This is a genomic window from Bombilactobacillus mellifer (assembly GCF_000970795.1).
Lineage (GTDB): Bacteria > Bacillota > Bacilli > Lactobacillales > Lactobacillaceae > Bombilactobacillus > Bombilactobacillus mellifer.
In genome coordinates, this window is record NZ_KQ034028.1 from 1184069 (window position 1) to 1209707 (window position 25639).

The following is a 25639-nucleotide window of genomic DNA, read 5'->3' on the forward strand; positions in this document are numbered from 1 at the left end:
AAAGGCCGTTACAAAAACTTGTTTTGTGATCGACCTAATTATATTAATGTACCGCACTAGCGTTGCGCATTTTGCCGAATTTCAGCTTTCATAAATAGCCGCGTTACGTCATACTCAATGTCCGCGATCATTTGCTCAAACTTCTGAAAGCCTTCTTCTTGATACTCTACCAGCGGATTCATCTGCCCATAGCCCCGCAGGCCAATGGATTGTCTTAATTGATCCATTTCATCAATATGATTGGTCCAGTGCTCATCTACCACTCGTAAAATTACAACCTTTTCAAATTCTAGCATTTGGGCATCATTTTGTAATTGATTCTGTTTTAATTGGTAATTATTTTGTACAAAGTTTTCAAAGAGACGATAAAGTTGCGGAATGGATTTTCCATTTAAATCCGCGCGCCTTAATTCTTTGGGACTCACTAACGCCGTAATTGCAAAATCATATAAACCATCTAAATCCCAATTGGCGGGATCCCCATTAGTTCGAGAATCGACTTGACTTTTAATAGTCCGTTGAATCATTCCCAATAAGACATCTTTTAAACTATGTTCAGCGGTTATGACTTGCATCCGCTGCTTGTAAATTACTTCACGCTGTTCGCGCATGACATCGTCGTATTGTAAAGTATTTTTCCGCGTATCGTAATTGTTCCCTTCAACCCGCTTCTGGGCACCTTCTACTTGACGACTAATCATGCGGCTTTGAATTACCGCATCTTCATCTTCAACCTTCATAGCACTTAAAACTTTTTTGATACGTTCAGAGCCAAAACGTTTCATTAAATCGTCTTCCAGTGACATATAAAAAATGGTTTCCCCGGGATCACCTTGCCGTCCAGAACGACCCCGTAATTGGTTATCAATCCGTCGAGATTCATGCCGCTCTGTTCCGATTACGCACAAGCCACCCAACTCTTTCACGCCTGGGCCTAATTTAATATCAGTTCCCCGTCCAGCCATATTAGTAGCAATCGTGACCGCTCCCCGCTGACCGGCGCGGGAGATAATATCGGCTTCTTTAGCGTGATTCTTAGCATTTAAAACTGCATGTGGAATGTTTTCTTTTGTTAATCGTTCGGATAAATATTCGGAAGTTTCTACTGCCACTGTCCCCACTAAAATTGGCTGACCTTTGGCATGACGTTGTTTGATATCTTGGACTACCGCATCAAATTTAGCTTTGAGAGTCGGGTATAATACATCGGGATGATCGATTCGGGCAATCGGCTTGTTGGTGGGAATAGAAATGACTTCCATATTATAAATTTCCCGAAATTCTTCTTCTTCAGTTTTGGCAGTTCCGGTCATGCCAGCTAATTTATCATACATCCGAAAGAAATTTTGATAAGTGATATTGGCCATGGTTTTCGTCTCATCTTGAATTGGTACCCCTTCTTTGGCCTCAATTGCTTGATGCAGTCCATCCGAGAACCGACGTCCTTCCATGACCCGTCCGGTAAAAGAATCCACAATAAGAACTTTTTTATTGGAAACCACATAATCTTTATCACGTTCCATAATATAATTAGCCCGCAAAGATTGGTCAATATGATGGTTCAATAAAGTATTGTCAATATCGTACAAGTTATGAAGGCCAAAAGTTTTTTCACCTTTTTGAATACCACTTTCCGTTAAAACAATTGATTTAGTAGGCCAATCAATTTTATAGTCATCTTTTTTCAGCGATTTCACAAATCGATCAGCTCGTAAATACAAGGCGGTGGACTGTTCCGCCTGCCCTGAAATAATTAACGGGGTTCGTGCCTCATCAATTAAAATAGAGTCTACTTCATCCACAATGGCATAGTTGAGCGGGCGCTGTACCATTTGCTCCTGGTAGACCACCATATTATCACGTAAATAATCAAAACCTAATTCACTATTGGTAGAATAGGTTATATCACAATTATAGGCGGCTCTTTTTTCGTCCGAATTTTTGGAATTTAAATTTAAACCCACACTTAAACCTAACCAATTATATAAGCGACCCATTTCCGTAGCATCCCGTGAAGATAAATATTCATTCACAGTTACAACGTGTACTCCCTTGCCGGTCAAAGCATTTAAATAAACCGGTAAAGTGGCCGTTAAAGTCTTTCCTTCACCAGTCTTCATTTCGGCAATATTACCTTCATGCAGTGTAATACCACCAATTATCTGAACGTGAAACGGATATAATCCTAAAACTCGCTTTGCCGCTTCACGTACTGTTGCAAAAGCTTCCGGTAAAATATCATCTAACGTTTCACCATTTTGTAAACGTCCTTTTAAGGCGGGCGTTTTTGCCTGCAAATCTGCATCCGAAAGCCGGGCATATTCATCACTATAAGCTTCCACCTTATTAGCAATTTTGCCCATACGTTTTACTTCACGTTTATCACTTTCGACCCATTTTTTAATTGGATTCACCATTTATTTAAACTTCTCCCATACATTCACAGAGTCTACCATATCGATAATATCTTATCATTTTAACACTAATAATCAAACTGCTAGTATCATAAAAAAAGCTGGAACCGTTATATTGGTCCCAGACTTAATTGCAATGTTTAATTATTCTCCCGTTTCAATTAAACCATAACGGCCATCTTTACGCCGATAAACAATACTCGTTCCATTCGTATCTGCATCTTCAAAAACGAAGAAATTATGACCTAACATATCCATTTGTAAAACTGCTTCTTGTGCATCCATTGGTTTTAAAGAAACATGTTTTGTCCGCACAATTGATAAATCACTGTCAGATGCATCATTGGCATCATCGGGACCAATTAAATTAAAATCTTTGAGACCTTTTTCTCGCGATTTCCGATTTATTTTAGTCTTGTATTTTCGAATTTGTCGTTCGAGTTTTTCAAATACGTCATCAATGCCTTTATACATATCCGCTTCCATTTTCTCAGCCCGCAAAATCAAATATGGTAACGGAATTGTTACTTCAACTTTGGAATTTTTATTACCATAAACCTTTAAATTAACATGAGCAATAGGATTATCTGTTTCATTGAAATATTTATCTAAATTGTGTAACCGTTTTTCTACATAACTACGAATAGCTGGTGTTACTTCAATATTTTCACCACGAACATTAATCTTTAACATTAAAATCGCCCCTTTACACTTCAGGACCAACTGTCCTTCTAAAATTATTATAGATGCTTTAGTTTCCAAGAACAACCCAAAAACTTTTACCCCACCCGATCTTTAGCGTGCTAATGAAAAAGTATAAATCTTCCCCTGAAAACCGGCCGCTATTAAACAATCACGGGCATGAAACAAAGTTCTACCAGTTGTATAAATATCGTCTAGGATAGTTAATTGGGGTTGGGCAAGTAATGCCGTGTACTGGCGATCAAATTGTAAAAATTGAGGAGTAGCTAGGCGCTCAGCACGATTCTTTTGAGCTTGGGCTTGCGTTGTTGGCAATTTAATGAGTGCTGGTATTAAAGCCGCAATATTTTGAAACAAACCTACAACTGGATCAAACTGGCGTAGTTGCAAATGTTGCGCTGAACTGGGAATATATAAATAAGGTCCGGGTAATTGACCAATAGCTCGCTGCAGTTGAGCCTGAAAAACGAAACGTAACTGATAGTCACCATAACGCTTATATCTTTTAAAATAATCATGCATGGCTGCATTATATTGGTACAATGCGATATGCTGAAATGCCTGATATCCGTGTTGGGTCCAATATTGACAATCCCAGCACTTTTGGGAAGATCCTGTTTTAAAACATGTAGGACAATGTGGTGGGGCAATTTCTTGAAATTCCTGTTGACATCTCGCACAAATTTCAAATCCAGAGACTTCATCCCAGCCTAAAAGTTCCCGCAAGGTTAATTCATGAACCAGTGGCTGCTGACATAACAAACAGGCCTGATTATCCATGATTTAATTCTATAATGGTTGTGATTGCTTGTTGTATCGCCCGAGTATATTTGTGACCATAAAAGGTCACTTGATTATTACTATATTGCGCACTACGCCCGGCACGACCGGCAATCTGCACTAAAGTTTGCATGTTGAAACGTTCATTATCTGCCTGCCAAACAATTACATCTATATTATCAAAAGATACTCCCCGCTCCAAAACCGTTGTAGTAATCAAAGCTTGCCAGTGACCACGTCGAAAAGCAGCTACCTTGGCCACTCGCTGTGGGTCTTTAGCATGGACAAAATTTTGTGATAAAGTCGGCAATACATAAGTTAATTGCCGCGAGATTTTTTCGCTGCTGGCAATACTGGGGACAAACAATAAAAATCGTTGCTGTTGCTGGACTAACTTCTTTAAATGTTGCTGCAAGGTCCAATTAGTCGTAATTGTTTTACCAAAGCCGACAGTTTGATAGCGGGGAACGGGCAAATCATGCCCATGAAAGCGCCGGTTTAATAAGCTATAATTTAGCTGTTGTTGCTGAATACGTTGCTGATATTCAAGACTTGGTGTGGCTGAAAGGTAAATTAAGGTATGATGTGGTTTAACTGCTTGTTTTACTGCTGCATGCAACATTGGATTATTTAAGTAGGGAAAAGAATCACATTCATCCAAAACCAAAACATCAAACGCCTGACGAAATTTTAATAATTGATGCACCGTACACACTAAAATTTGTGTATATTGATATTTTAGCTGTCCCGATCCGTAAAGCAAACCACAACTAACCCCAGGAAAAGCTGCTTGAATACGTGGATATAACTCCGTACACACATCTATTCTGGGGGCCGCTAAAGCAATTCGATCTCTATGCAAGACAGCCTGCTGTAACATGGGAAACAACATTTCAGTTTTTCCACTGCCAGTCACCGCCCAAACTAAGTGTTCTCCTTGTTGGCGCCATACCTGACACAATTCGCCCGCTACCTGACGTTGAGCTGATGTTAATGTACCTTGCCAAGCTAAGGGTTTGGCCACTGGTGCAAAAGCATTAACTTCAGGATAAGCGACTAACCAATCCTGACTAGTTAATCGTCCTAACCCTATACAATGAGGACAATAATAAACATGCGAAGGCAGCCAATAAATTTGGCGCGAATTTGTCATTTGACAACGTTGACAAGTAAAGGAATTTTGAGCACCGCTTATTAAAGCCGGAAACTTGTTTGGATTTGGATCGGCTGCTGTCGTCACGAACAAACGTCCAGATTTCAAATTATTTGGTTGCAATAATATCACCCTTAAAAAATTACCCGAAAGGAATGATTTCTATCGCTAAATATCTAACTATTGCTCAAAATACCCACCAAGAAATGATAATAAAAAAATCCCGTTTTATTACCCGTCTATATCGTATCCACACAGTGGCCGAAGCCCAAGAAAAGATTCAGCAAGTAAAAAAAATTGAGTATAAGGCAACTCATAACTGTAGTTGTTATCGAGTCGGTAATCAACTGCAACAAGCCCACGATGATGGTGAACCCCAAGGCACGGCCGGATTACCTATGCTGGCAGCTTTACAGCAAATGCAAGTTCAAGATGTAGTCGCCATTGTCACGCGCTATTTTGGGGGGATTAAACTAGGTGCCAGTGGTTTGATTCGTGCTTATCGAAACAGTGTCGTTCAAACCATTCAACAAGTGGGCCTCATTCAAAGAATCCCCCTACGCCAAATCACGCTTATTTTGAATTATCATCAGTATGAGCTTATTAAATTGGAAATAAATCGTCAGGCAACGAAAATTCAAACTACTTATACGGATCAAGTTCAATTAAAATTATGGCTTCCTCCTATCCAAGTAGAAAATTTACAACAAACTCTACAAAACAAATTAAGTCAAAAAATAGAACTTCAAATAGGTGATCTCACCTACCAAGAAGTTCCATATTCTACCACCGAAAAACCAGTGTAACTTCGGCTACTAGTGTTTTTCTAACCGCTGAACAACTTGTTGGATAAAATGTAGTAAAGGTTGTCGCTTTTCGCCAACCAATCCAATTGACTCCACAAATAATTCTAAGCCAATTAAAAGAGCAATGGTCAATAAAATATTGCCCCATAGGGTCGAAATAGGATACAGTAACGAGATAAAAGCAAAAATAAGTGCTAAACCATAAATGACTAAGACTGTTTGTCGATGGGACAAGCCTAATTGCATGAGGCGATGATGCAAGTGATGTCTATCCGCTTGGGATATAGGCTTGTGATTTAAATAACGCCGTAAAATAGCATAAAAAGTGTCCGTGATGGGGACTCCTAAAATGACGATCGGAATAATTAACGTTAAAAAGGTGACGTTTTTTAAACCTTTCAATGAGAAAATAGCAATCATGAAGCCAATAAATAAGGAGCCTGTATCTCCCAAGAAAATTTTTGCAGGATGGAAATTATGCGGTAAAAAGCCTAATAAAGAAGCTACCATGGTAAAAATCCAAATAGCAATATAGGTATCACCTGTAGATAAAAAGAAATAAGCAATAATACCCATGGTAGTTAATGAAATAATAGAAACCCCTGTCAATAACCCATCTAAACCATCAATTAAATTAACCGCGTTGGTAATGGCTACAATCCAGAGAATAGTAGCGGGAAAACTTAACCACCCCAATTGAAAAGAGCCAATTAAAGGCAGCGAAACATAAACAATCTTCACACCAGCTAAAAAATAAGCTACTAAAGCCGCCAGTAAAATGCCAGACATCTTTTGCAAAGGTTTCAGTTCACGAATATCATCAATTAAACCCGTTAATAAGATAATACATTCTGCTAAAAAAACACTGAATAATTCATGTGTGGGAAATTGAGGACGCAATAACACAAAAGTTGCAAAATTAAAAGCTAAAAAAACAGCCAAGCCACCTAGAGTTGGCATTGGTTTTTTATTCACACGCCGTGCATTAGGATAATCCACAGCATCTAAAACAAAGGCTAATTTTCGAATAAATGGAGTAATGATCGCCGCAATTAACATTGTCAAAAATAACTTAACAATAATATTAAACATCGAAGTATTTAAACTCCCTTCGTCTACCCTTGAATTATAATATTTAACTGGGCTTTATACAACATTTAACAAAACCCCCTCCCATAAAAAAAGCTTATGCTATTTTGCATAAGCTATTTTTCTTGTTTCACGAATCACAGTTACTTTGATATGTCCTGGATATTCCAACTCAGTCTCAATTTGTTTTTTAATCTGACGCGACAAGATAGTGGCCTGATTATCTGAAATCTTTTCCGGCTGCACCATAATTCGTATCTCTCGCCCAGCTTGGATTGCATAACTATGATCAACGCCATCATAACTATTCGCAATAGACTCCAATTTTTCTAAACGATGAATATAATTTTCCATTGATTCTGACCGTGCTCCGGGACGTGCTGCAGAGATTGCATCTCCTGCAGCTACTAAAACCGCAATCATTGAGGTAGGTTCCACATCCCCATGATGTGAAGCAATTGTATTGATTACTACGGGTGGTTCTTTATACTTAGTAGTTATATCTACTCCAATTTCGACATGTGAACCTTCAATCTCATGATCTAAAGCTTTTCCAATATCATGTAATAGTCCGGCACGTCTTGCTAAAGTTTCATCTTCACCTAATTCAACCGCCATGGTACCAGCAATCTTCGCAACCTCGATTGAATGACTTAAAACATTTTGACCATAACTAGTCCGAAAATTTAAACGACCAATGATTTTTACTAAATCCGGATTAACATTATGAATACCCAAATCATAAATCGTTTGTTCACCGATTTCCCGAATACGTGTATCCATTTCTTTGCGGGCCTTATCAACCATTTCTTCAATGCGCGCGGGATGAATCCGACCATCAGAAATTAATTTTTCCAAGGCCAGACGGGCAATTTCACGTCGAATAGGATCAAAACCACTTAAAACCACCGCTTGCGGTGTATCATCAATAATTACATCGATACCCGTAAGCGACTCTAATGTTCGAATATTGCGACCTTCTCGACCAATGATCCGCCCTTTCATTTCTTCATTCGGTAACGCGACAGTGGTGACTGTTGTCTCGGAAACTGTATCCGCAGCACTCTGCTGAATAGCTTCAACGATTAATTGCTTGGCCTTACGTTGGGCATCTTGTTTGGCAGACTCTTCAGTAGCTCGGATTAATTGCGCTTTTTCTTGCACTAATTCTGAATTCAATTGTTTTAAAAGAAAATCCCGCGCTTGCTCATGGGTCATACCGGCAATTTCTTCAAGTTTTTCTTGTTGTTGTTTTAAGGTGGAAGTTACTTCTTTTTGCTGACTATCTAATTTTTGTTCTGTATTATCAATTTTTTGTTCGCGTTTTTCTAAAGAATGTTCGCGTTGATCCAACGAATTATCCTTACGATCTAAGGATTCTTCTCGTTGTAACATTCTATTTTCTTGACGCTGAAGCTCTTTACGCCGATCGCGCAAGTCATCTTCTTGCTCCTGGCGATACTTATGACTTTGCTCACGTGCTTCAACCAGCGCTTCTTTTTTAGCTGAAGCTGCATCCTTTTTGGCTGCTTCAATAATATCTTCAGCTGATTTACCAGCTTGCTTCAAACTAGATTCATAAGCGCTTTTTCTCACAAAAAAACCAATTACAGCACCAACTACTACCAACAAAACTGCGACCGCGGGGAATATCAAAACTGCTGACACTTGAATACCTCCATAGTCACATTAATAAAAAATGCTTCATTATTAAATTAGGTACATAATAATATTATGGTTTCTAAAGGCAACTGTCAACGATGTTATGTTAATAAAAAACAGAAAAACCTTTAAGGTTTTTCTGTAGTCGATTGGGGATCAGCTTCCATAGCTAATTCCACTTCTTCAGGTTCAGAATTCTCAGGATCCATATTATAAGCAGCGCGGACCTTCTGACGAATTTCCTGTTTCATATCAGTATGTTCATCTAAATATTTCTTGGCGTTCTCCCGACCTTGGCCAATGCGTTCATCTTGATAGGAATACCACGAACCACTTTTATTGACAATATCTTTTTCCACTGCCATATCAATAATTTCCCCGGTTTGAGAAATACCATGGCCATACATCATATCCACTTGAGCAACTCTAAAAGGAGGAGCAACTTTATTCTTAACAACTTTAATTTTTACTCGATTACCGATAACTTCCGAGCCATCTTTAATTTGCTCGCCGCGACGAACTTCTAAACGAATTGTTGAATAAAATTTTAATGCTCGACCTCCCGGAGTAGTTTCAGGATTACCAAACATAATCCCCACTTTTTCACGGATCTGATTGATAAATAGAGCAATGGTTTTGGTTTTATTAATGGTACCTGACAATTTGCGCAAAGCCTGCGACATTAAACGTGCTTGTAAACCAACATGCGCATCGCCCATTTCTCCTTCAATCTCTGCTCTAGGCACTAAAGCTGCTACAGAATCAATCACCACAATATCAATCGCACCACTGGAAACCAAAGCATCGGCAATTTCTAGACCCTGTTCCCCAGTGTCGGGTTGAGACAAAAGTAAATTATCAATATCGACTCCTAGAGCGGTGGCGTAGGTAGGATCCATCGCATTTTCCGCATCAATATACGCTGCAGTCCCACCGTTTTTTTGCACTTCAGCCACCGCGTGTAAAGCTACGGTAGTTTTACCAGAACTTTCAGGCCCATAAATTTCTACAATGCGCCCGCGAGGATATCCACCTACTCCCAGTGCATTATCCAGACCTAACGATCCCGTTGAAACTGCTGAAATCTGAGTTTGCGGACTATCACCCATGCGCATAATTGAGCCCTTACCAAAATCTTTTTCAATCCTTTTTAAGGCTGAGTCTAAAGCCGCTTGACGTTCATCCTTGGCCACAAAAATACCTCCTCATCGAACGTATGTTCCCGCAATATTATAAACTATTTAGCAGCATAATAAAAGCTGCGATTACACTTTTTTCTCGAATTTGCTGGCGCTGACCAGCAAAACTAAATTTATTCACTATACAAGTGTCGGGGGTTTTGAGACCCACAAAAACGGTACCGGCAGGCTGTCCTTCTAATTGTTCGGGTCCTGCTACACCAGTTAATCCCGCGGCGTAATCTGTCTCTAATAAATTTGCAGCTTGATTGGCCATTTGTTGTGCTGTCCAAGAGCTGACCACTCCGTGTTGTTGTAGAGCAGCCGAAGGAATCTGCAAAAGGCGCGCTTTCATCGATAAAGAATACGTTACAAATCCTCCTGCAAAAACCGTGGAAGCCCCGGCCACACTAGCAACAGTAGCTTGAAATAACCCAGCTGTCAAACTCTCTGCCGCTGTGATTGTCAAATGCCGTTGCTGTAAGGCCTGAATTGCTTGGGTAACTAACGTTTGATAATCTGACAAGCGAAATTGGGGTTGTTTTATTTGTTTTTGAAATTGCCGATAAAGATCATGCATTCTAACACCTTCTATATATAATTACAATTTCACTAGCAAAATTATTTTACCAAATAAAAAAAGTGACTTGGGTTACTAAGCCAGCGTCACTGAATTAATCTTCTATTGAAAATCGGAATAATATTTCTGATTTTGTTTAAGGTAATCATAGGCTGAATAAACCGTAAAAATGAGACAAATATACAACATAATGGTGCCAAACGAAATCTGCCAATAACTAAACAACGGATCATTTAATAATAAAAAGACAATGGCCAGCATTTGTGTGGCAGTTTTAATCTTACCGGGCATCTGCGCAGCCATGACCGAACCACCTTGCTCGACAATCAACAACCGTAAAGTGGTAATCAACAATTCTCGACAAGCTATGATAGCTACCACCCAAGCTGGAGCTTTTCCAACAGCTACTAAATAAATAAATGCTGTTAGAACTAACATTTTATCAGCCAGTGGATCCATAAACTTGCCAAAATTAGTCACTAAATGGCGCTTTCGGGCAATTTTACCATCAGCTAAGTCAGTCAAGGAGGCACCGACAAAAATCACCGCCGCGATTAAATATTCCCAACGAATCGTTGCCCCGAAAAAGTTCACAGACCCCCATTGAAAATTAATGGACATAAATATCATAAAAATGGGAATCAAAAATACCCGGATCACCGTTAACTTATTTGGTAAATTCATACTAGTTCTCCTTAATTAACATTGTATAATTGTGCACTGATCCGGTTTGATTAGTGGGAATAGGTAAATCAACATCATTTATTTTAATCTTGGTCACTGCTGCATTGCCTGTTTGTACTTGAAACTGAGTTAAGTTAGCATCGACTGGAACATCGTGTTCTTGATTCGGCTGCAAGGTACCTTGCCAGACAGTAGCATTATTTAATCCCCGGACAGTTACCCAGGCAGCCGCAGTCGTTGTACTTATTTTAACAACGTGTTGCGTTTGATTTTTCCAATTGTGGATCTCAAAGCTATTGGCATTATTAGCTACTTGGTTAATTTTTAGTTGCTGGTTGGCTTCAGATGTTGCAGGTGATTTGTGATGAGAAGCTTTTTTAGTCGATCGCTTAACTTTGGGATGAGTTTTTTTAGTGACCTTTTTTTCCACATGATTGGTTTGTGGAATAGGATTGGCGGTTTGCTGATGAGCCTGAAACATTACAAAAGCCACCAAAGCCACGATTACAATCACAATCGTCAAGATCCCTATTTGAGGTAAATGCTTACGAAAATTATGGGATACTTTCTCTTTCGGTAACGAGGTTGGTACGGCAGGCACTTCCTCTGGTTGTACCTTGGGAATATCTTGTCCATACTCTGCCAAAATTTCGCTACTATTTAAACCTACCGAATCTGCATATTGTTTAACAAAGGCCCGCACATAAAAATCACCAGGTAATTGATCTAAATGACCCTCTTCAATGGCGGTTAAATATCGCTTTTGAATCTTAGTTTTCTTTTGGAGGTCATCAATGGAATAACCCTTTGCTTCACGTGCATTCCGTAATTTTTGTCCTAGTTCAGTCATTCTAAATCACCATTCATTTATTTAACTTGAGTATAACATATTATTTCAACCACCCACCGGTTATATAAAAAGTTTGCCCCGTGACATATTGCGACTCCGGTTTTAACAAGGTTTGCACCCAATAACTTATATCTTTTGGATTGGCTAAACGACCGGCGGGAATCTCTGCGATTAATTCTTCTTGCGCTGCTTGAGAAAATTGTTGATTCATTGGTGTGGCCACAGCTCCCGGAGCCAAGACATTAACCGTAATATTCAGACTAGCCACCTCTTGTGCATAAGCTTGAGCAAAAGCTGACAGTGCTCCCTTAGTTGCACTATAAGTAACTTCTAAAGCACTGCCTCGACTGCCATACACCGACCCTAACAAAATTATTCGACCATTGGCACTTTGAGCCAATTTATCTTGTAGATGTTTAATAATCAAAAGCGGTGTCGTTAAATTTATCCGAATTAAACGTTCCACCTCCCCATCACTTTGTTGGTTAAACCAAGCATAATTAGTAATGCCTTGTGCTGCTATAATGGCATCTAAAGTAAAAATATTATTCAGTAGCGAGACTAGGGCATCGGTTTGGGTAAAATCACTTGCAATCACTAAAAATTCCTGTTGCGGGTATTTTTTATGCAATTCTTTGGCTTGGTGTTGTAAATGTGCTACTTGATGATTGCCTTGTAAGTAGAGCGACCAGCCGCTTTGCGCTAAATCTTGAACCAGCTGTTGCCCAATGCCTCCGCTAGCGCCTAAAATTAAAGCCCATTTCATTACTTTATTGCGGATACAAAAAAGTTTGTGTCCAATTCTCCTTTTTAAAAATTTCTTCAGCTAACTGTTTTAAATCCCTTAACTGAATTTGTTGCAAAATTTGTGGCATTTGTCGTACATCCAGATCATAAAATGCCAATTCAACCGCTTCGGTTGCTAGATTTTCTAAATAATCTTGCAGAAACACATACGAGCCTAAATTCTCCCGTTGGACCATTTGTAAATTGGCTCTAGTCAGCTCTGAAATAAATGCGCCTTGAAATAAATAATTTTCCAAAGAGTGAGCTACAACTTGGGGCTGATCTGATTCGCCGCTAATTAAAACCAAAGCATAATAACGTTCGACAATAATTGTATAGCCAAAAGAGTCATCGATTAAACCTCGACGAACCAGGGTTTGATGGATTTTAGAACTATCTCCTAAAATTATGGCAAATAAAAACTCTAATTGATTTTGCAGAGTAATCATTGCACAGGATTGCTTGATTGTGGGAATTAACCGCAAGCCTAACATGAAGCGTGGACGTTGAGCTATCGTCCTTAAAGTCGTTTGCGGTACCACCGGTAATAAGTGCGGATTTTGATGTAACTGCGGCCGTCCATGTCGCTGCGCAAACATTTGTAAATGGTGATTATGATCCGCCAAAGTTTGTAATTTGGCATTAATTTCTGCTAAATCAACTTTGCCGGCTAAGTATATACAAAAATTTTGAGGTAAATAATAATGTGTATAAATTTGATTCAATACAGGTGCAGTGATTTGTGCAATTGAATCGGTAGTTCCCGCAATATCAAAATCAATAGCATCTTGAGGATACAATGCCGCCAAAGTTGCTTGTTCCACAATCCAATCTGGCATATCGGTATACATTTGAATTTCCTGGGCAATAATTCCCCGCTCTTGAGCCACATTGACCGTTGTAAAATAAGGTTGACTAATCAAATCCAATAAAATTTCCAAATTGTCGGCCACATTGGTGACAGTTTTAAATAAATAAGCGGTTTTTGTATAGGTGGTAAAGGCATTGGAACTAGCACCAGCTTGAGCGAAACGTTGAGCACTATCATAATGCGGCTTAGCAAATAGTTTATGTTCTAAAAAGTGCGCACTGCCCGCCGGAATTCCATCAAAAATGTCAAGTGATCCAAAATCTGTCATTGCAATTGCAAAAGTTTGATTAAATTTTGGATTAATAATCGCGCGTATAGGTATTTGCCAAGGATTGTCAATTTCACAAAATTTCACTTCTTATGATTCTCCTATCAATGTATAAGTGGCTAAGAGTTGTAATTGTCCGGCCACTGCTTGAACTTGCTTTAAAGTCACCTGATTAATTTTTTGTTGATATTGATCATCTGTTACGATCATTGCAGGATTCAAATTTTTTAACAAAAGCCGATGTGCATGAACGGCTAACCGGTCTGAGGCCAATAAATGTTCACTAATTAAAGTTTGCTTGGCATGCTGCAATAAATCTGATAAATTTTGCGTTGCCAAGTGTTCAATTTGTGCTGCCACCAAGTTTTGAACGGCCGTAATTTGCTGGGCATCCACCCCCGCTTGAATGGTCAAAAAATGTTCGTAAAAATTGTAATTACTGTAAATCGAATAAGCTAAGCTTTGCCGCTCCCGAACCTGCTGAAACAATAGTGCCTGATCATCGCCCCCTAACATCATATTCAATACTTGACTCACCGGCCAAGAAGTATCATCGGGCAAACGATAGGCGATCACCAATTGACTCTGCTGTATCGCTAATTGATCACTTTGAGCTACTGGTTGCGTCGGTAAACTTAAAAGTGCTTGCTTTTGCAAATGTATGGCTTGGGCTTGATAAGCAAAAACTTGACACCTCTGAGCTAGATCATCAACCACTGTTGCGGGTAAATCCCCTACTACTGTAACAATTAAAGGTTCTTGTGCAATCACTTTTTGATAATAGGAACAAGTCTGCATCGAAGTCAAGGCAGTCAATTGTTCCGCCACACCAAAATCTGGAATATTTAAATCAGGATTACTTTGATATAGAATTTTTTTCATTGCTAATTCCGCTAGCAAGGAATAATTATCTTGTAAACTGGCATAGGCATGGGCTAAATTAGTTGTTTCTAATTGCCAGGCATTATCGACAAATTGTTCTTGCTTACTGTCTATATTAGGAGCCGTTAGTGTCTGTAATAATAAATCTATTGCTGCTGGAACAAGTGCCGGTAAATGATGAGCTACCGGCACAGTTAGCGCCAAAGATAAAATATTCAAATTTTGATATATTATGGATTGCCCAGTTAACTCGGTTCCATATAAATTCGCTAGTTGCCGATTGAACTGGGCTGCAGTAGGCAAAAAGTGATTGGAACGTTGAAGTAAATTAATTAATAATCGGCGTTGCGTAGTCTGGGCATAGCGTTGGGGCGCCAAAAAATTAAATTCAATTCGTACACTTTGAAATTTAGCAATGGGTAACCATAAAATTTGTACTTGCGGAGCTGCTAATATTCGATGAATCTTAATCATCTTGTTTATCATCCTCCGAACGAGATATTAAAACTTTGCGTGGTTTAGAACCTCTTGCAGGTCCCACTAAACCGCGTTCTTCCATATAGTCAATTAAGCGGGCAGCTCGATTATAACCAATCGCAAAGCGTCGTTGCAACATCGACACACTCGCTCTTTGCTCATGAATCACTAATTCTACTGCCTGCTGCCAATAAGCATCGTCTGGATCTTGATTTTGCTTGGCATCAGGTTGATCGCTCGGAATCATCGTTTCATCGTACTCTGCTGCTTGCTGAGAGCTGACAAAGCTAACTACTTGTTCGACATCTTGGGAAGAAATATAGGCTCCTTGGATCCGCTGCGGTTTGGACGCTCCTAATGGTAAAAACAACATGTCCCCTCGACCTAACAATTTTTCAGCACCGGTACTATCTAAAATCGTCCGCGAGTCAATATTACTTGAAACTGCAAATGCCATGCGAGAAGGAATATTGGCCTTAATTAAGCCTGTAATGACGTCCACCGATGGACGCTGAGTAGCAATAATTAGATGCATCCCCGCTGCCCGCGCTTTTTGGGATAAACGCACGATAGACGTCTCTACATCTTTGCCGGCTGCCATCATTAAATCAGATAACTCATCCACAATCACTACGATATATGGTAAACGATCCATGGGTGGATTATCGGGATCCTGATTATTCTGATCGACGGCCGTGTTATATTCCTCAATTTTGCGATGCCCGGTTTTTTCAAATAATCGATACCGTCGTTCCATTTCATCGACTGCTTTTTGTAGTGCACCGGTTGCTTTTTTAACATCTGTCACTACAGGAATTAAAAGGTGAGGAATCCCATTATAAACACTTAATTCAACCATTTTGGGATCAATTAAAATCATTTTTACTTCCGATGGTCGAGCTTGCATTAAAATACCAGTAATAATCGTATTAATCGCCACTGACTTGCCGCTGCCAGTAGAGCCTGCAATTAATAGATGTGGCATTTTGACTAAATTACACATAGCAATCTGCCCATAAACATCTTTGCCTAAGGGCACCGTTAAAATCTCGCCTGGATGAGCTGGTTCATGCTCAATCACCTCACGAAAAGAAACAATAGAAGCGTGCTGATTAGGTACTTCAATTCCGACATAAGGTTTGCCAGGAATCGGGGCTTCAATACGGATATCTTTAGCCGCCAAAGCTAAGGCTAAATCATCAGCCAGGTTAACAATGCGGCTCACCTTAACGCCAATTGCTGGCTGAATTTCATACTTAGTCACCGTGGGACCCAAGGTTGCCTTTTTGACATCAACTTGCACCCCAAAACTATCAAATGTTTGCTTCAATTTTTTGCGATTATAATCTATTAGTTCATATTCCTGAGATTGATCGGCCGGCGGCACATTAGTCAATAAATCAATTTTCGGTAATTGATACTCTTGATCTGAAGAAGTCTTAGCAGTAATTGGAGCTTTTTCAGAACTGGTCAAAGACGAAGGCGGCGTTGACGATTTAGGTGATTTCGTAGATGATTTAACTGGTGGTTGCGGACCTTCAATAGTAAAATCATCATCAGCTGTAACAGAATCAGATTTAACTGGAGATATTTTAGGTTGTTTGGCAACCAAAGATTTAGCCCGTTGAGATGGACTCCGTTTTTTAAATTTGGGCCAGTGAAGCAAATGTAATAGCCGCACCAGCCAACTTACCAACGTTCGACAAAAATTGACTACTTGTTGCCATTGCACCTGACACAACATTAAAAACCCACTCAGCGTAATCAAACCATTAATTAAGTACGTTCCTTGAATAGATAACAACGGACGTTCCCATACCAAACAGAAAGCGCCAATTAATCCGCCCCCCACACTATTAGCTACTTGATTATTATGCATTTCATTCATTAGTAAGCGCCACGTAACGCCTATCAAATCATTTTTTAAATTTAATTGCTGAAATAGCATGCCATGCATAATGGTTAAGCTGCCTATAATAAGAAAAGCCAAACCCAAAGTCCGTTTCCAACCTATGTGTGGAACTCGACCGAATAAAAATAAAAAGATTCCCAATAAAGCTAACAACAGAGCCACAATTAAGTAACTATCGCCTACAAACACCCGATAAACATTAGCTAAAAAACGTCCAGCCAGTCCTAATTTACATCCCGCAAATAACGAAATGAATACTAAGACCAACCCGACAAAGTTCAAGACATACTTCTTATTCTTTTTGGTTGTTTTATTTGTTTTCTTAGTGCTTTTTCTTTTACGTTTGGTGGACATTATTACTCCTGCAATTAATTACATTGAACAGATTGAAACCGGAATAGTTCAGGTACTATTCTATCAAATTCACTGAGTCAATGAGTGCAATTTAATAAATTTTCATATCGTTACAGATTTTGACAGAACAATATATAAAACATGAGAAATATCCTGTTTTACGATCAAAGACTGCGTCAAATAATTTAGCTTAAAGCTAGTTTTCATTTTTATCAAGTACACAACGTCCAATAATTCATAAACATCCAAAAATATCGTAAGCAAGAGAATAGTTGGCATAGCGCTTAAGAGTATCATATTTTTAAAAAATTCATAATAGCTCGTTTCGTAATAACAAATGTTATTTTTTTATTATTTGTTGAAATAACAAAGTACTGGTACAAAAACTAGTTTATACTTTGTTGTATTAGAAATATAATATTCTTTGAAATACATTCTTATTATTTAAATATATTCAGACGGAAACTCTGAAATTAAAATCAACAAATTTTCAAGTGGCTATTGTTTTATTTTTTTTATAATCGCAACAGGTAATTTTATAGTGGCAATAAAATACAAGGCAACTACAACAATGGATAAAACAAGCTTTAAACTCAACGAAATCTGCCAAAATTTTATTAACATTAAAAATGTCAAAAATAAACAAATAGCAATTGATAAAATTATCATTATATTCGCACAATAATTAGAAATTTTCAAAAGATCTTTACAAAAGAAAAATTGTGATATTGCCACAACGCTCTCAGAAATAATTGATGCAATAGCCGCCCCTTTGGCATTTAATATGGAAATTAACGGATAACTTATCAGTAGATTTATTATAGCCCCAATAAAAACAGAAATAGTATAACTTTTAATTCTATTCATAGGAACTAAGAGCTGATTACCCAAGATGTTAGCTATGGACATAGGCAGCAATATGAACGCTGATAAACATAAAACACTTATCATTAAGAGATATTTTTTGCCTAAAAGTACTAAAACAATCAATTTGGCATTTACAATTATTCCAAAAATGATTGGCAGAACAATCCAAATACTAATCAACAAAATACCCTGCTCAATTGCCATGATGAAATCTATCTTTTTTCTAGAATACAAAGATGATATTCTCGGTAACATTACAGATGATGCAGCTGTAAAAATAGAAAAAATTAATCTAACAATTTTATCAGAAGAATCAAAAAAACCCGTTTCAATAGGGCCGGATATATATCCTAAAATAACTTTATTGAGTGTTACATATAAACTTATAGCTATTTGTGGTAAAAAATAAAAAAAACTATTTTTAATTCTAAAAATAATATTAACGGCTTGAATTTTTACTGGAAATTCTAAAATTTTTAAGGCAACAGGCCATAAAGAAATATTCGACATTAGAGTTGCCATTGACTGGATGACAATATATTTCCACAAATCATTAGGATTACGCACAAATATAAAGATCAAAAGAATCGATGCAGTTTTAACTATAAAATTTCTCAAGGTTAAAATAGAAAAACGTTCTAGTCCCGCAAAGAACCAAGAAATATCGAACATCGCAGCCAAAATTGTTACTGAGTAGATTAAAAGATATATTTTATACTTACCAATAAATAAAATAGCGATAAAATAAAAAAACAAAGAAACTAATGTGGTAATTACAGAAGCTATTTCAATTTCCCAAAAAGCCCTTATTATCTTTTCTTTTTTTTGGTTGCATACGGCAATTTCTCTTTGACCATAAGTAGTCAAACCTAACACCGCAAATAAAGAAAAATAAGAGCTGAAAGCATTGACCCATGAATTAATACCGACTCCATGGGGTAATAATACTCTTGTAATATAGGGAAGTGTTATTACAGGTAAAATCATCAGAAAGATTTGATAGCCAAGTACGTAGATATAATTATGAAATAGTTTTTTTGTCAATATTTAATTTTCCTTGCGAATATAATGCGAAACTCCAATACTGGACTTACTGTTAAAAAACACTACTAAAATGGCATTGGTAACTGTAAATAAAAAAATTCTACTAATATTGAGTGGAAAAAGAGTTAGCCATTGACCGAAAATGTAACAAAAAGAAATTCCAAATGCTTCCATATTAAAATGAGATCGTTCCAGCTTAAAAAACTGATATATATATGACAACAAAAAAGGTAAACCTAAAAATCCAAATACTCCCAAATATCCTATTACTCCAACATCGGTAAATGAATATTTACCCCCTAAATAGTTATTTATACCGCTATAAAGTAAAGACGCATCATCTGTAAACCCGATGCCCCAAAAACCATGCAATGTCGATTGAGTAATATAATAAATAGATTCATAAATTCTGACTAATCCACTAATTGACCGTGAACCGGAAAAAAATTCCATTTTTTTTATAATAAAGTAAAAAGCACCTAAGACGATAGACAAACAAAGAACAATGGTTAAAAGCTTATGCTTGTTAGATTTCTTATTAATATAAGATATAAAATACACAAAGACCATCAATAACAAGATTAATAGTGATACTCTTCCCTTAGAAAAAAAGCTTTGGTGTAAAATTAAAAATAATATGTAAATAATTTCAAAAGTATCTAATTTTTTTGCATTGTATATTGCTAGTATAAAAATACAAAAAGCAGCAAAAACTAAAAAATCTCCATCCACCACAAAGCGATTATTAATAACTAACATGTTAGTCGAAAATTCATCAAGGTAGATAAATAGATTTTTACCGGTAATAAGAAAAAAATCTTGTATCAATAAGATCAATAAATCAATGTACGAAACCCACTTAATAATTCTCAGCATTCGATCAAAATTATTTTTAAGTACAAATAATGCTGACCAAAAATAAAAAATAATCCAATAATAATAACTGCTTTTCAAACAAGAAAACCAACTTATTTGATAATATCTATGTGATAATAAGGTCAGAATTACTAAGGAGATTATAAAAACCACTATACTAAAACTGAAAGAATATCTGTAATGATCCGTATTTCCTGTCACTATTAAAGGAAATAGTAAGATAAATGCAAAAAAAATAACAACTAAAATTAATTGCTTATTTATATCTGAATTTAAAGATACTAGAGGTTGAGCTAAAAAAGAAAAAGTATGAAAAAAATTAACTTGCAAAAAAATTAATAAAATGAATATTGAGGTTTCAACTTTTTTTAGATATTCTTTTAACATATTATTCCTATTCTTTTTTGATTTTTAAGGCTTTTTTCATCAAAACCGAGTAAACAAGAGGCATCAAAATAAAATGTTTTGGAGAAACTAGATGTCTATATTTCATAAAAAAAAGTAGTTTCTTTAAAAAGGAAAAGTTTCCAGCCGAGATATTATAAATTTCAGAAGAAAATTTACTTTTTTTATCTGAAATATAACCACCAACTGCCATAGCCATTTGGACATCAGATACTCTGTTTTTAATATGTTTTAGGCGCCAAAGATAACTTTTTTTATTTGTATTTCTTGCTCCAATTAAGTTTTCCCCGGTTTGTCTATAAAACAAGGTAGGCGTATTAATAAAATAAAGTTTACCATAATAGCTAATAATGAGCGCAATCAAAAAGTCATGAGGTTCTAATTGAGATAATAAGTTTAAATTATAGTTCAGTATTTTATTTCTTGCTAATTTATTGATGCATAGCGACGAACCTGGCACAAAAGTTTCAAAGATTTGTTGTTCAAATTTCAACTCTCCATTGAAAATTTGATTGCTTCTAAAGGCTAATAATCTTTTTCCAGTACTTATAGCTTGTTCATCGGCGATCCATGAATCAGAAAAAACACCACAAATGAACTGATCATTATTATTTTTAGTTATCATATCAAGAAATAATTCCACCTTGCCAGGCATCCAAACATCATCTTGATCTGAAAAAAAATAATAATCTGCACTTATCTGTTTTAATAAAGTTAAAAAAGATAAGGAAAAACCTAAATTTTTGTCGGAATCCAGTAAAAAAATATTTGAATATTTTTCAGAATAATTATGTATTATGTTGACAGTGTCATCACTAGAACCATCATCTCGTATAAAGATATTCATACGATAATTAGCTTTTGAAAATTTTTGAAGTAATATACTATCTAATTGTTCTTTTAAATATTTTTCACCATTATATGTCGAAATTAAAACTGCAATATCTTTCATTATAATAGGTTCCTTTAGTTATTATATCTCAAAACTAGATTTCTTTGGATATCTTCTTGAAAAAGTATCTTGAATTTCTTTTTTTACTTTGTAGAAGTTGTGAATATTTGGTTGATCATTTAAAACAATTACTTTATGTTTTTTTTTCAAAATATCTGATATTACAAGATCATTATTGTCAGATAAATTATAATATTTACCAAAACCATAACTTCTTGGTTGAAAATCACCATTTATAAGCTGCCAATACCGCATCAGAAATATATTTAAATCATTCTTAGTCCTAAATTTGTTTTCTTCTGTTTCTTTAAGCAAGTGCCCGTATCTCTCCCAAACCATTTTAAAGGTTTCTTTTTTAAAAGATATTGGTATATGCAAATCATTAAAGCCTAATATCATTGGCCACATTAAAGATACTAAAGTTTTTATATTCTGTTTACCATATCTAATGTTTAGAAATTTGTGTAAATGTTTCAAAATATTTTTTCTGCTATAAATATCATTGATGATCTGCATATTATTAGTAGTGATATGAGTTATAGAATTATTAATAGGAAGTTGAGGAGAAACAATCCCGGAATCAAGTGGCAGACCTTTTGTACTGAAAAAGTTTTCTGGAACGACTTCATCATTTAAAAAAAAATCATCATTAAAAAATACAAAATGGTTAGAAAGTAAGTTGATTTTGTGAATAGATAATTCAATCGCATTGCTATTAAACGTTGGCAAATAAGATCTATCGATATACGAGGTATGATCAACTAGATTTAATTTAGAATTATTTATATCCAACCAATTAGGTACTTGACTATCCGTTATTAAATGTACATACCGAACCCATGGCGCATTAACATCAACAGATCTAAACCAATATTTCAACCAACCCCAATCACGGAATCGAGTGCTTAACCTTTCACTTTCGGGCAAATAATCATTCCGCTTATTAATCCATCTTGGATCACTATCATCCACCCAATCAATTACAAAATCAATGGGAAAAGTCATATTATTACCGCCTTCAAAATTGTGGTCATTGAAACTTTACATAAGAACATTCCATAATATATGTTATCTATTTTTTAAATTAATACTTCTTTTGTTTACTAAAATTTTATTTTTATCAACCGAATGATTAACTAGTGTTCCTGCGCCAATAACTGCTCCACTATTAATAACAACGCCATCTAAAATAGTTACATTAGCACCTATCCAAACATTATTCCCAATGATGATTCCCTTTTGAGCTACGCCTTGTTCTTTAATTAATTTATTAGAATCAGAAAAAATATGATTTTCAGCGATTAACATACTTCTAGGTCCAATCATTACATTCTTTCCAATTTGAACTTTTCCAGCGCAACCTATAAAGCCATCGGGGCCAATAGAACTATTGTCCCCCATTTCTAATCCATATCCTATATGCCCTACTCCATAATAACTACTGGGCCTTATCATTACATTGCGCCCTATCGTGACATTATTACCTAATTTTATGCCATGGCTTGATAATCCCTGTATTTCAGAACAGTCTTCAAATTTTACGTTTTTTCCTACTGAAATATATTGTTTATTTTGCAAAGTAACATGTCTGCCTACAAAAAGTAATCCCTTCGAACGTCTTAAAAAGATTTTTTTAAAAAATCCCCTAAATATTTTTAATAAAGCAGAAATAATTATTTGGGACTTACTCCATGTCGATACGTCTCTATTTATCAAAACCATCTAGCTTATCATCCTATCATAGATAATCTCAATATTTTTCACAAATGTGACCTCAGAAAAATTATTTTTAATAATTCTTCTAGAATTAATACCATAAAGAACTACTTTATTAGGATCATTGACGAGACTTTCAATAGCTTCACTCAACGAGTTTACATTCAAAAAAGGAACTAAAATACCTGAGTACCCATTTCTAATGATCTCCGAGGGACCGCCTTGATCATAAGCTATCACTGGCTTGTAATGTTTCATTGCTTCAATCGTGACCAAAGAGAAGGGCTCGGGTCTAGTACTGCAACTCACAAAAATATCAATTGTTTCAAAAACTTTATCAATTCTTTTTTCATACCCCAAATAATGAATTCTAGTTTTTAAATCGTGTAATGCATTAATTCGATTAAGCAAATTTTTTTCGCGCCATTCCTGCCCTTTATATGGATTACCGCTAAATAAAATATGAACGTTCGGATGCCTTATCATTACTGGAATACTTGCTTCTAAAAAATCATTTTGTCCTTTCCAGGCATTTATTCTCCCAACGTGGCCAATAACAATATCCGTTTTTTTTATATTTAAATGGTTTCTAAGATTGGTCACCTGTAAATTTTGAGATAAATCAATGCCATTGTATACGATTTTAACTTTGCTTTCTGGCACAAAACCCGAATTAACTAAATTTTCCTTGGTAGCATTGGATATAGCTATAACAATATCGGAAAATTTACCAACCAGATAACTAGTTAATCTATAAATAAATTTTGGATTTGTTAGGATTTCATGAATATGCCAGACAACGGGAACCGTCGTAAATAATTTCAAGAATACGCCTTCCAAAACCGCGATAGTGTTAATATGAATTAAATCGATATTTTTGTCTTGCACATACTTTTTTAAGCGAAAACCATACTTAAAATAATTAAATATGTAATTCAGAATACCATGAAAAGTTAGATACTCTCTTCTTAGAATAGGATAAGGAATAATACTTACTTTAACATTGTTTTCTTTTAATTTATTTTCCAAAATTCCATGCTCTGGCAAAAGTACTATGGGTCTAAATTTCTTTTTATTGAGTTTTGTAACCAACTGCAATAAAACTTTATCAGAACCATACATCTCCGCACCTGCATGTAAATAGAGTATATTGATCATTTATATAAACCAAATTTCGTTTCGTATTTTGCAATTATTAGTGGCCAAGTGTATTCTTTTTTTACTATATTTTGAGCTTGGCGACACTTTTGATTCAATTGTTTCTGGGAGTATTGATCTGCCTTATCAATTGTATTGGCTAAACTATGTGATTTTTTGGTCCAATACAAGGCAACATCGTGTGCCACATCATGGTTAAATCCCACATCAATTAATAAATTTAATTGCGTACTAGAAAGAGCTTCCAATAAACTGGGATTAGTTCCTCCAACTTCATGTCCATGAATATAGCCATAAGCATTTTCTCTGACGAATTTCAACAATTCTTGATCATAAATTGTACCAACAAATTTAATCCGTGCATCAGAAGTAAAATTAGTAGCCTGCAAAAGTTTATGATAAAATTTGTTACGTTTTACATTTGTGACAATAACTAAATCTTTTTTTGTTTTAGAAAGCATAAACTCTTGCAACATAATTTCATAGTTGTTTTCAGGAACAAAACGCCCCACAATTAAATAATAATTATGTAATTTCACATCTTGCGCTGCATACCATTTTTTAACTATTGCGCTTTTTGGCGTTAGTTTCGAACTTCCAATCGCTGTTCCATAAGCGATAAAAGTAGTTTCAGGATGATATTTAGCGTAATCATGCTTTATATACTCTTCAATTTTGCGATTATCACAAATTACCAAGTCTGCATATTTAACCATTAATTTTTCTGAATATTTCCAGTACTTTCTAACCGGCCAAGACCATTTGGCCCGCTTCCATTCATGTCCATCGGGATTAACAAAATAAAAACCGCCTATTTGATGAATCTTTTTAATATAATGTTTCATAAATGGTCCAATGCGGCAAGTTAAAATATAAAATATTGGTTTCTGATAATTATTATTTTTTGCGTCTTGTAAAGCATATGACAAAGCCTTTAAATCATAAACAATTGCTTGAGCCGGTCCTATATTGGGAACTGTAATATTAAATATTTCCGAATTATTGTAGTAAAAAACTGGCTGATGACCATACTGGGAATTATCGCTGCGAGAAGCAACATGATAATAAATATTATTATTTTGCTTACCAGCTGTTAAATTCTCCACAAAAGTTTCATAGCCACCATAGCGAGCTGGAATTCCCTTGGAACCAATGATATAAACATGCTGCATC

22 protein-coding genes are annotated in these 25639 nt (G+C 36.1%); 1 reads left to right on the top strand and 21 read right to left on the bottom strand.

Annotated elements, in window-relative coordinates:
- Positions 1–56: 56 nt before the first annotated feature.
- From secA to JG30_RS05680, 4 genes are all read right to left on the bottom strand, one after another.
- On the bottom strand, positions 57–2417 hold the full coding sequence (gene secA, locus JG30_RS05665) for a preprotein translocase subunit SecA (protein ID WP_046316905.1): 2361 nt from the start codon (positions 2415–2417) through the stop codon (positions 57–59).
- Between the two features lie 141 nt (positions 2418–2558).
- The gene (gene hpf / locus JG30_RS05670) at positions 2559–3107 is read right to left on the bottom strand and encodes a ribosome hibernation-promoting factor, HPF/YfiA family (RefSeq protein WP_046316907.1); all 549 of its coding nucleotides are present in this window, start codon (positions 3105–3107) and stop codon (positions 2559–2561) included.
- 102 nt (positions 3108–3209) lie between these two features.
- Positions 3210–3896, bottom strand: coding sequence for a ComF family protein (locus JG30_RS05675; protein WP_046316908.1), 687 nt, complete (start codon positions 3894–3896; stop codon positions 3210–3212).
- The gene (locus tag JG30_RS05680) at positions 3889–5136 is read right to left on the bottom strand and encodes a DEAD/DEAH box helicase family protein (protein ID WP_143443897.1); all 1248 of its coding nucleotides are present in this window, start codon (positions 5134–5136) and stop codon (positions 3889–3891) included. Before JG30_RS05680 ends, JG30_RS05675 begins: the two co-directional genes overlap by 8 nt.
- A 68-nt stretch (positions 5137–5204) precedes the next feature.
- Between JG30_RS05680 and JG30_RS05685 the strand changes: the two genes are divergently transcribed.
- Entirely contained in the window at positions 5205–5855 is a 651-nt protein-coding gene (locus tag JG30_RS05685; protein ID WP_046316911.1) for a YigZ family protein, read from the top strand.
- Positions 5856–5864: 9 nt separating this feature from the next.
- On the opposite strand, the gene JG30_RS05690 is transcribed toward JG30_RS05685, so the two are convergent.
- From JG30_RS05690 to cps2T, 17 genes are all read right to left on the bottom strand, one after another.
- Positions 5865–6947: a glycosyltransferase family 4 protein gene (locus tag JG30_RS05690; RefSeq protein ID WP_046316912.1), complete on the bottom strand. Its 1083-nt coding sequence runs from the start codon at positions 6945–6947 to the stop codon at positions 5865–5867.
- A 99-nt stretch (positions 6948–7046) separates the two neighbouring features.
- Entirely contained in the window at positions 7047–8618 is a 1572-nt protein-coding gene (rny, locus tag JG30_RS05695; RefSeq protein ID WP_376856701.1) for a ribonuclease Y, read from the bottom strand.
- Between the two features lie 116 nt (positions 8619–8734).
- Positions 8735–9799, bottom strand: a complete 1065-nt coding sequence (recA, locus tag JG30_RS05700; protein WP_046316914.1) for a recombinase RecA — start codon at positions 9797–9799, stop codon at positions 8735–8737.
- Between the two features lie 37 nt (positions 9800–9836).
- On the bottom strand, positions 9837–10364 hold the full coding sequence (locus tag JG30_RS05705; protein ID WP_052725218.1) for a nicotinamide-nucleotide amidohydrolase family protein: 528 nt from the start codon (positions 10362–10364) through the stop codon (positions 9837–9839).
- 102 nt (positions 10365–10466) lie between these two features.
- Positions 10467–11048, bottom strand: a complete 582-nt coding sequence (gene pgsA / locus JG30_RS05710) for a CDP-diacylglycerol--glycerol-3-phosphate 3-phosphatidyltransferase (protein ID WP_046316918.1) — start codon at positions 11046–11048, stop codon at positions 10467–10469.
- Position 11049: 1 nt separating this feature from the next.
- A complete protein-coding gene (locus tag JG30_RS05715) occupies positions 11050–11898 on the bottom strand; it encodes a helix-turn-helix domain-containing protein (protein WP_046316921.1) in 849 nt (282 codons plus the stop codon).
- Positions 11899–11938: 40 nt separating this feature from the next.
- The gene (ymfI, locus tag JG30_RS05720; RefSeq protein ID WP_046316923.1) at positions 11939–12664 is read right to left on the bottom strand and encodes an elongation factor P 5-aminopentanone reductase; all 726 of its coding nucleotides are present in this window, start codon (positions 12662–12664) and stop codon (positions 11939–11941) included.
- Positions 12665–12668: 4 nt separating this feature from the next.
- Positions 12669–13910 carry an EF-P 5-aminopentanol modification-associated protein YfmH gene (gene yfmH / locus JG30_RS08670; RefSeq protein ID WP_052725220.1) on the bottom strand — a complete coding sequence of 414 codons (1242 nt, stop codon included), beginning with the start codon at positions 13908–13910 and terminating at the stop codon, positions 12669–12671.
- Between the two features lie 3 nt (positions 13911–13913).
- Complete coding sequence (yfmF, locus tag JG30_RS05730; protein ID WP_046316924.1) at positions 13914–15179, bottom strand: EF-P 5-aminopentanol modification-associated protein YfmF; 1266 nt, start codon at positions 15177–15179, stop codon at positions 13914–13916.
- Complete coding sequence (locus JG30_RS05735; RefSeq protein ID WP_046316926.1) at positions 15172–17448, bottom strand: DNA translocase FtsK; 2277 nt, start codon at positions 17446–17448, stop codon at positions 15172–15174. Before JG30_RS05735 ends, yfmF begins: the two co-directional genes overlap by 8 nt.
- Before the next feature lie 498 nt (positions 17449–17946).
- Positions 17947–19359, bottom strand: coding sequence for an oligosaccharide flippase family protein (locus JG30_RS05740; protein WP_052725222.1), 1413 nt, complete (start codon positions 19357–19359; stop codon positions 17947–17949).
- Positions 19360–19362: 3 nt separating this feature from the next.
- Positions 19363–20622, bottom strand: a complete 1260-nt coding sequence (locus tag JG30_RS05745; RefSeq protein ID WP_046316927.1) for a hypothetical protein — start codon at positions 20620–20622, stop codon at positions 19363–19365.
- Between the two features lie 7 nt (positions 20623–20629).
- Positions 20630–21592: a glycosyltransferase family 2 protein gene (locus JG30_RS05750; protein WP_046316928.1), complete on the bottom strand. Its 963-nt coding sequence runs from the start codon at positions 21590–21592 to the stop codon at positions 20630–20632.
- Positions 21593–21613: 21 nt separating this feature from the next.
- Positions 21614–22597, bottom strand: coding sequence for a stealth family protein (locus tag JG30_RS05755; protein ID WP_046316929.1), 984 nt, complete (start codon positions 22595–22597; stop codon positions 21614–21616).
- Positions 22598–22660: 63 nt separating this feature from the next.
- On the bottom strand, positions 22661–23314 hold the full coding sequence (locus tag JG30_RS05760; protein ID WP_046316931.1) for an acyltransferase: 654 nt from the start codon (positions 23312–23314) through the stop codon (positions 22661–22663).
- Complete coding sequence (locus JG30_RS05765; protein WP_052725225.1) at positions 23315–24430, bottom strand: glycosyltransferase; 1116 nt, start codon at positions 24428–24430, stop codon at positions 23315–23317.
- A gap of 32 nt (positions 24431–24462) precedes the next feature.
- A complete protein-coding gene (cps2T, locus tag JG30_RS05770) occupies positions 24463–25638 on the bottom strand; it encodes a beta 1-4 rhamnosyltransferase Cps2T (RefSeq protein WP_046317284.1) in 1176 nt (391 codons plus the stop codon).
- Between the last annotated feature and the right edge of the window lies 1 nt (position 25639).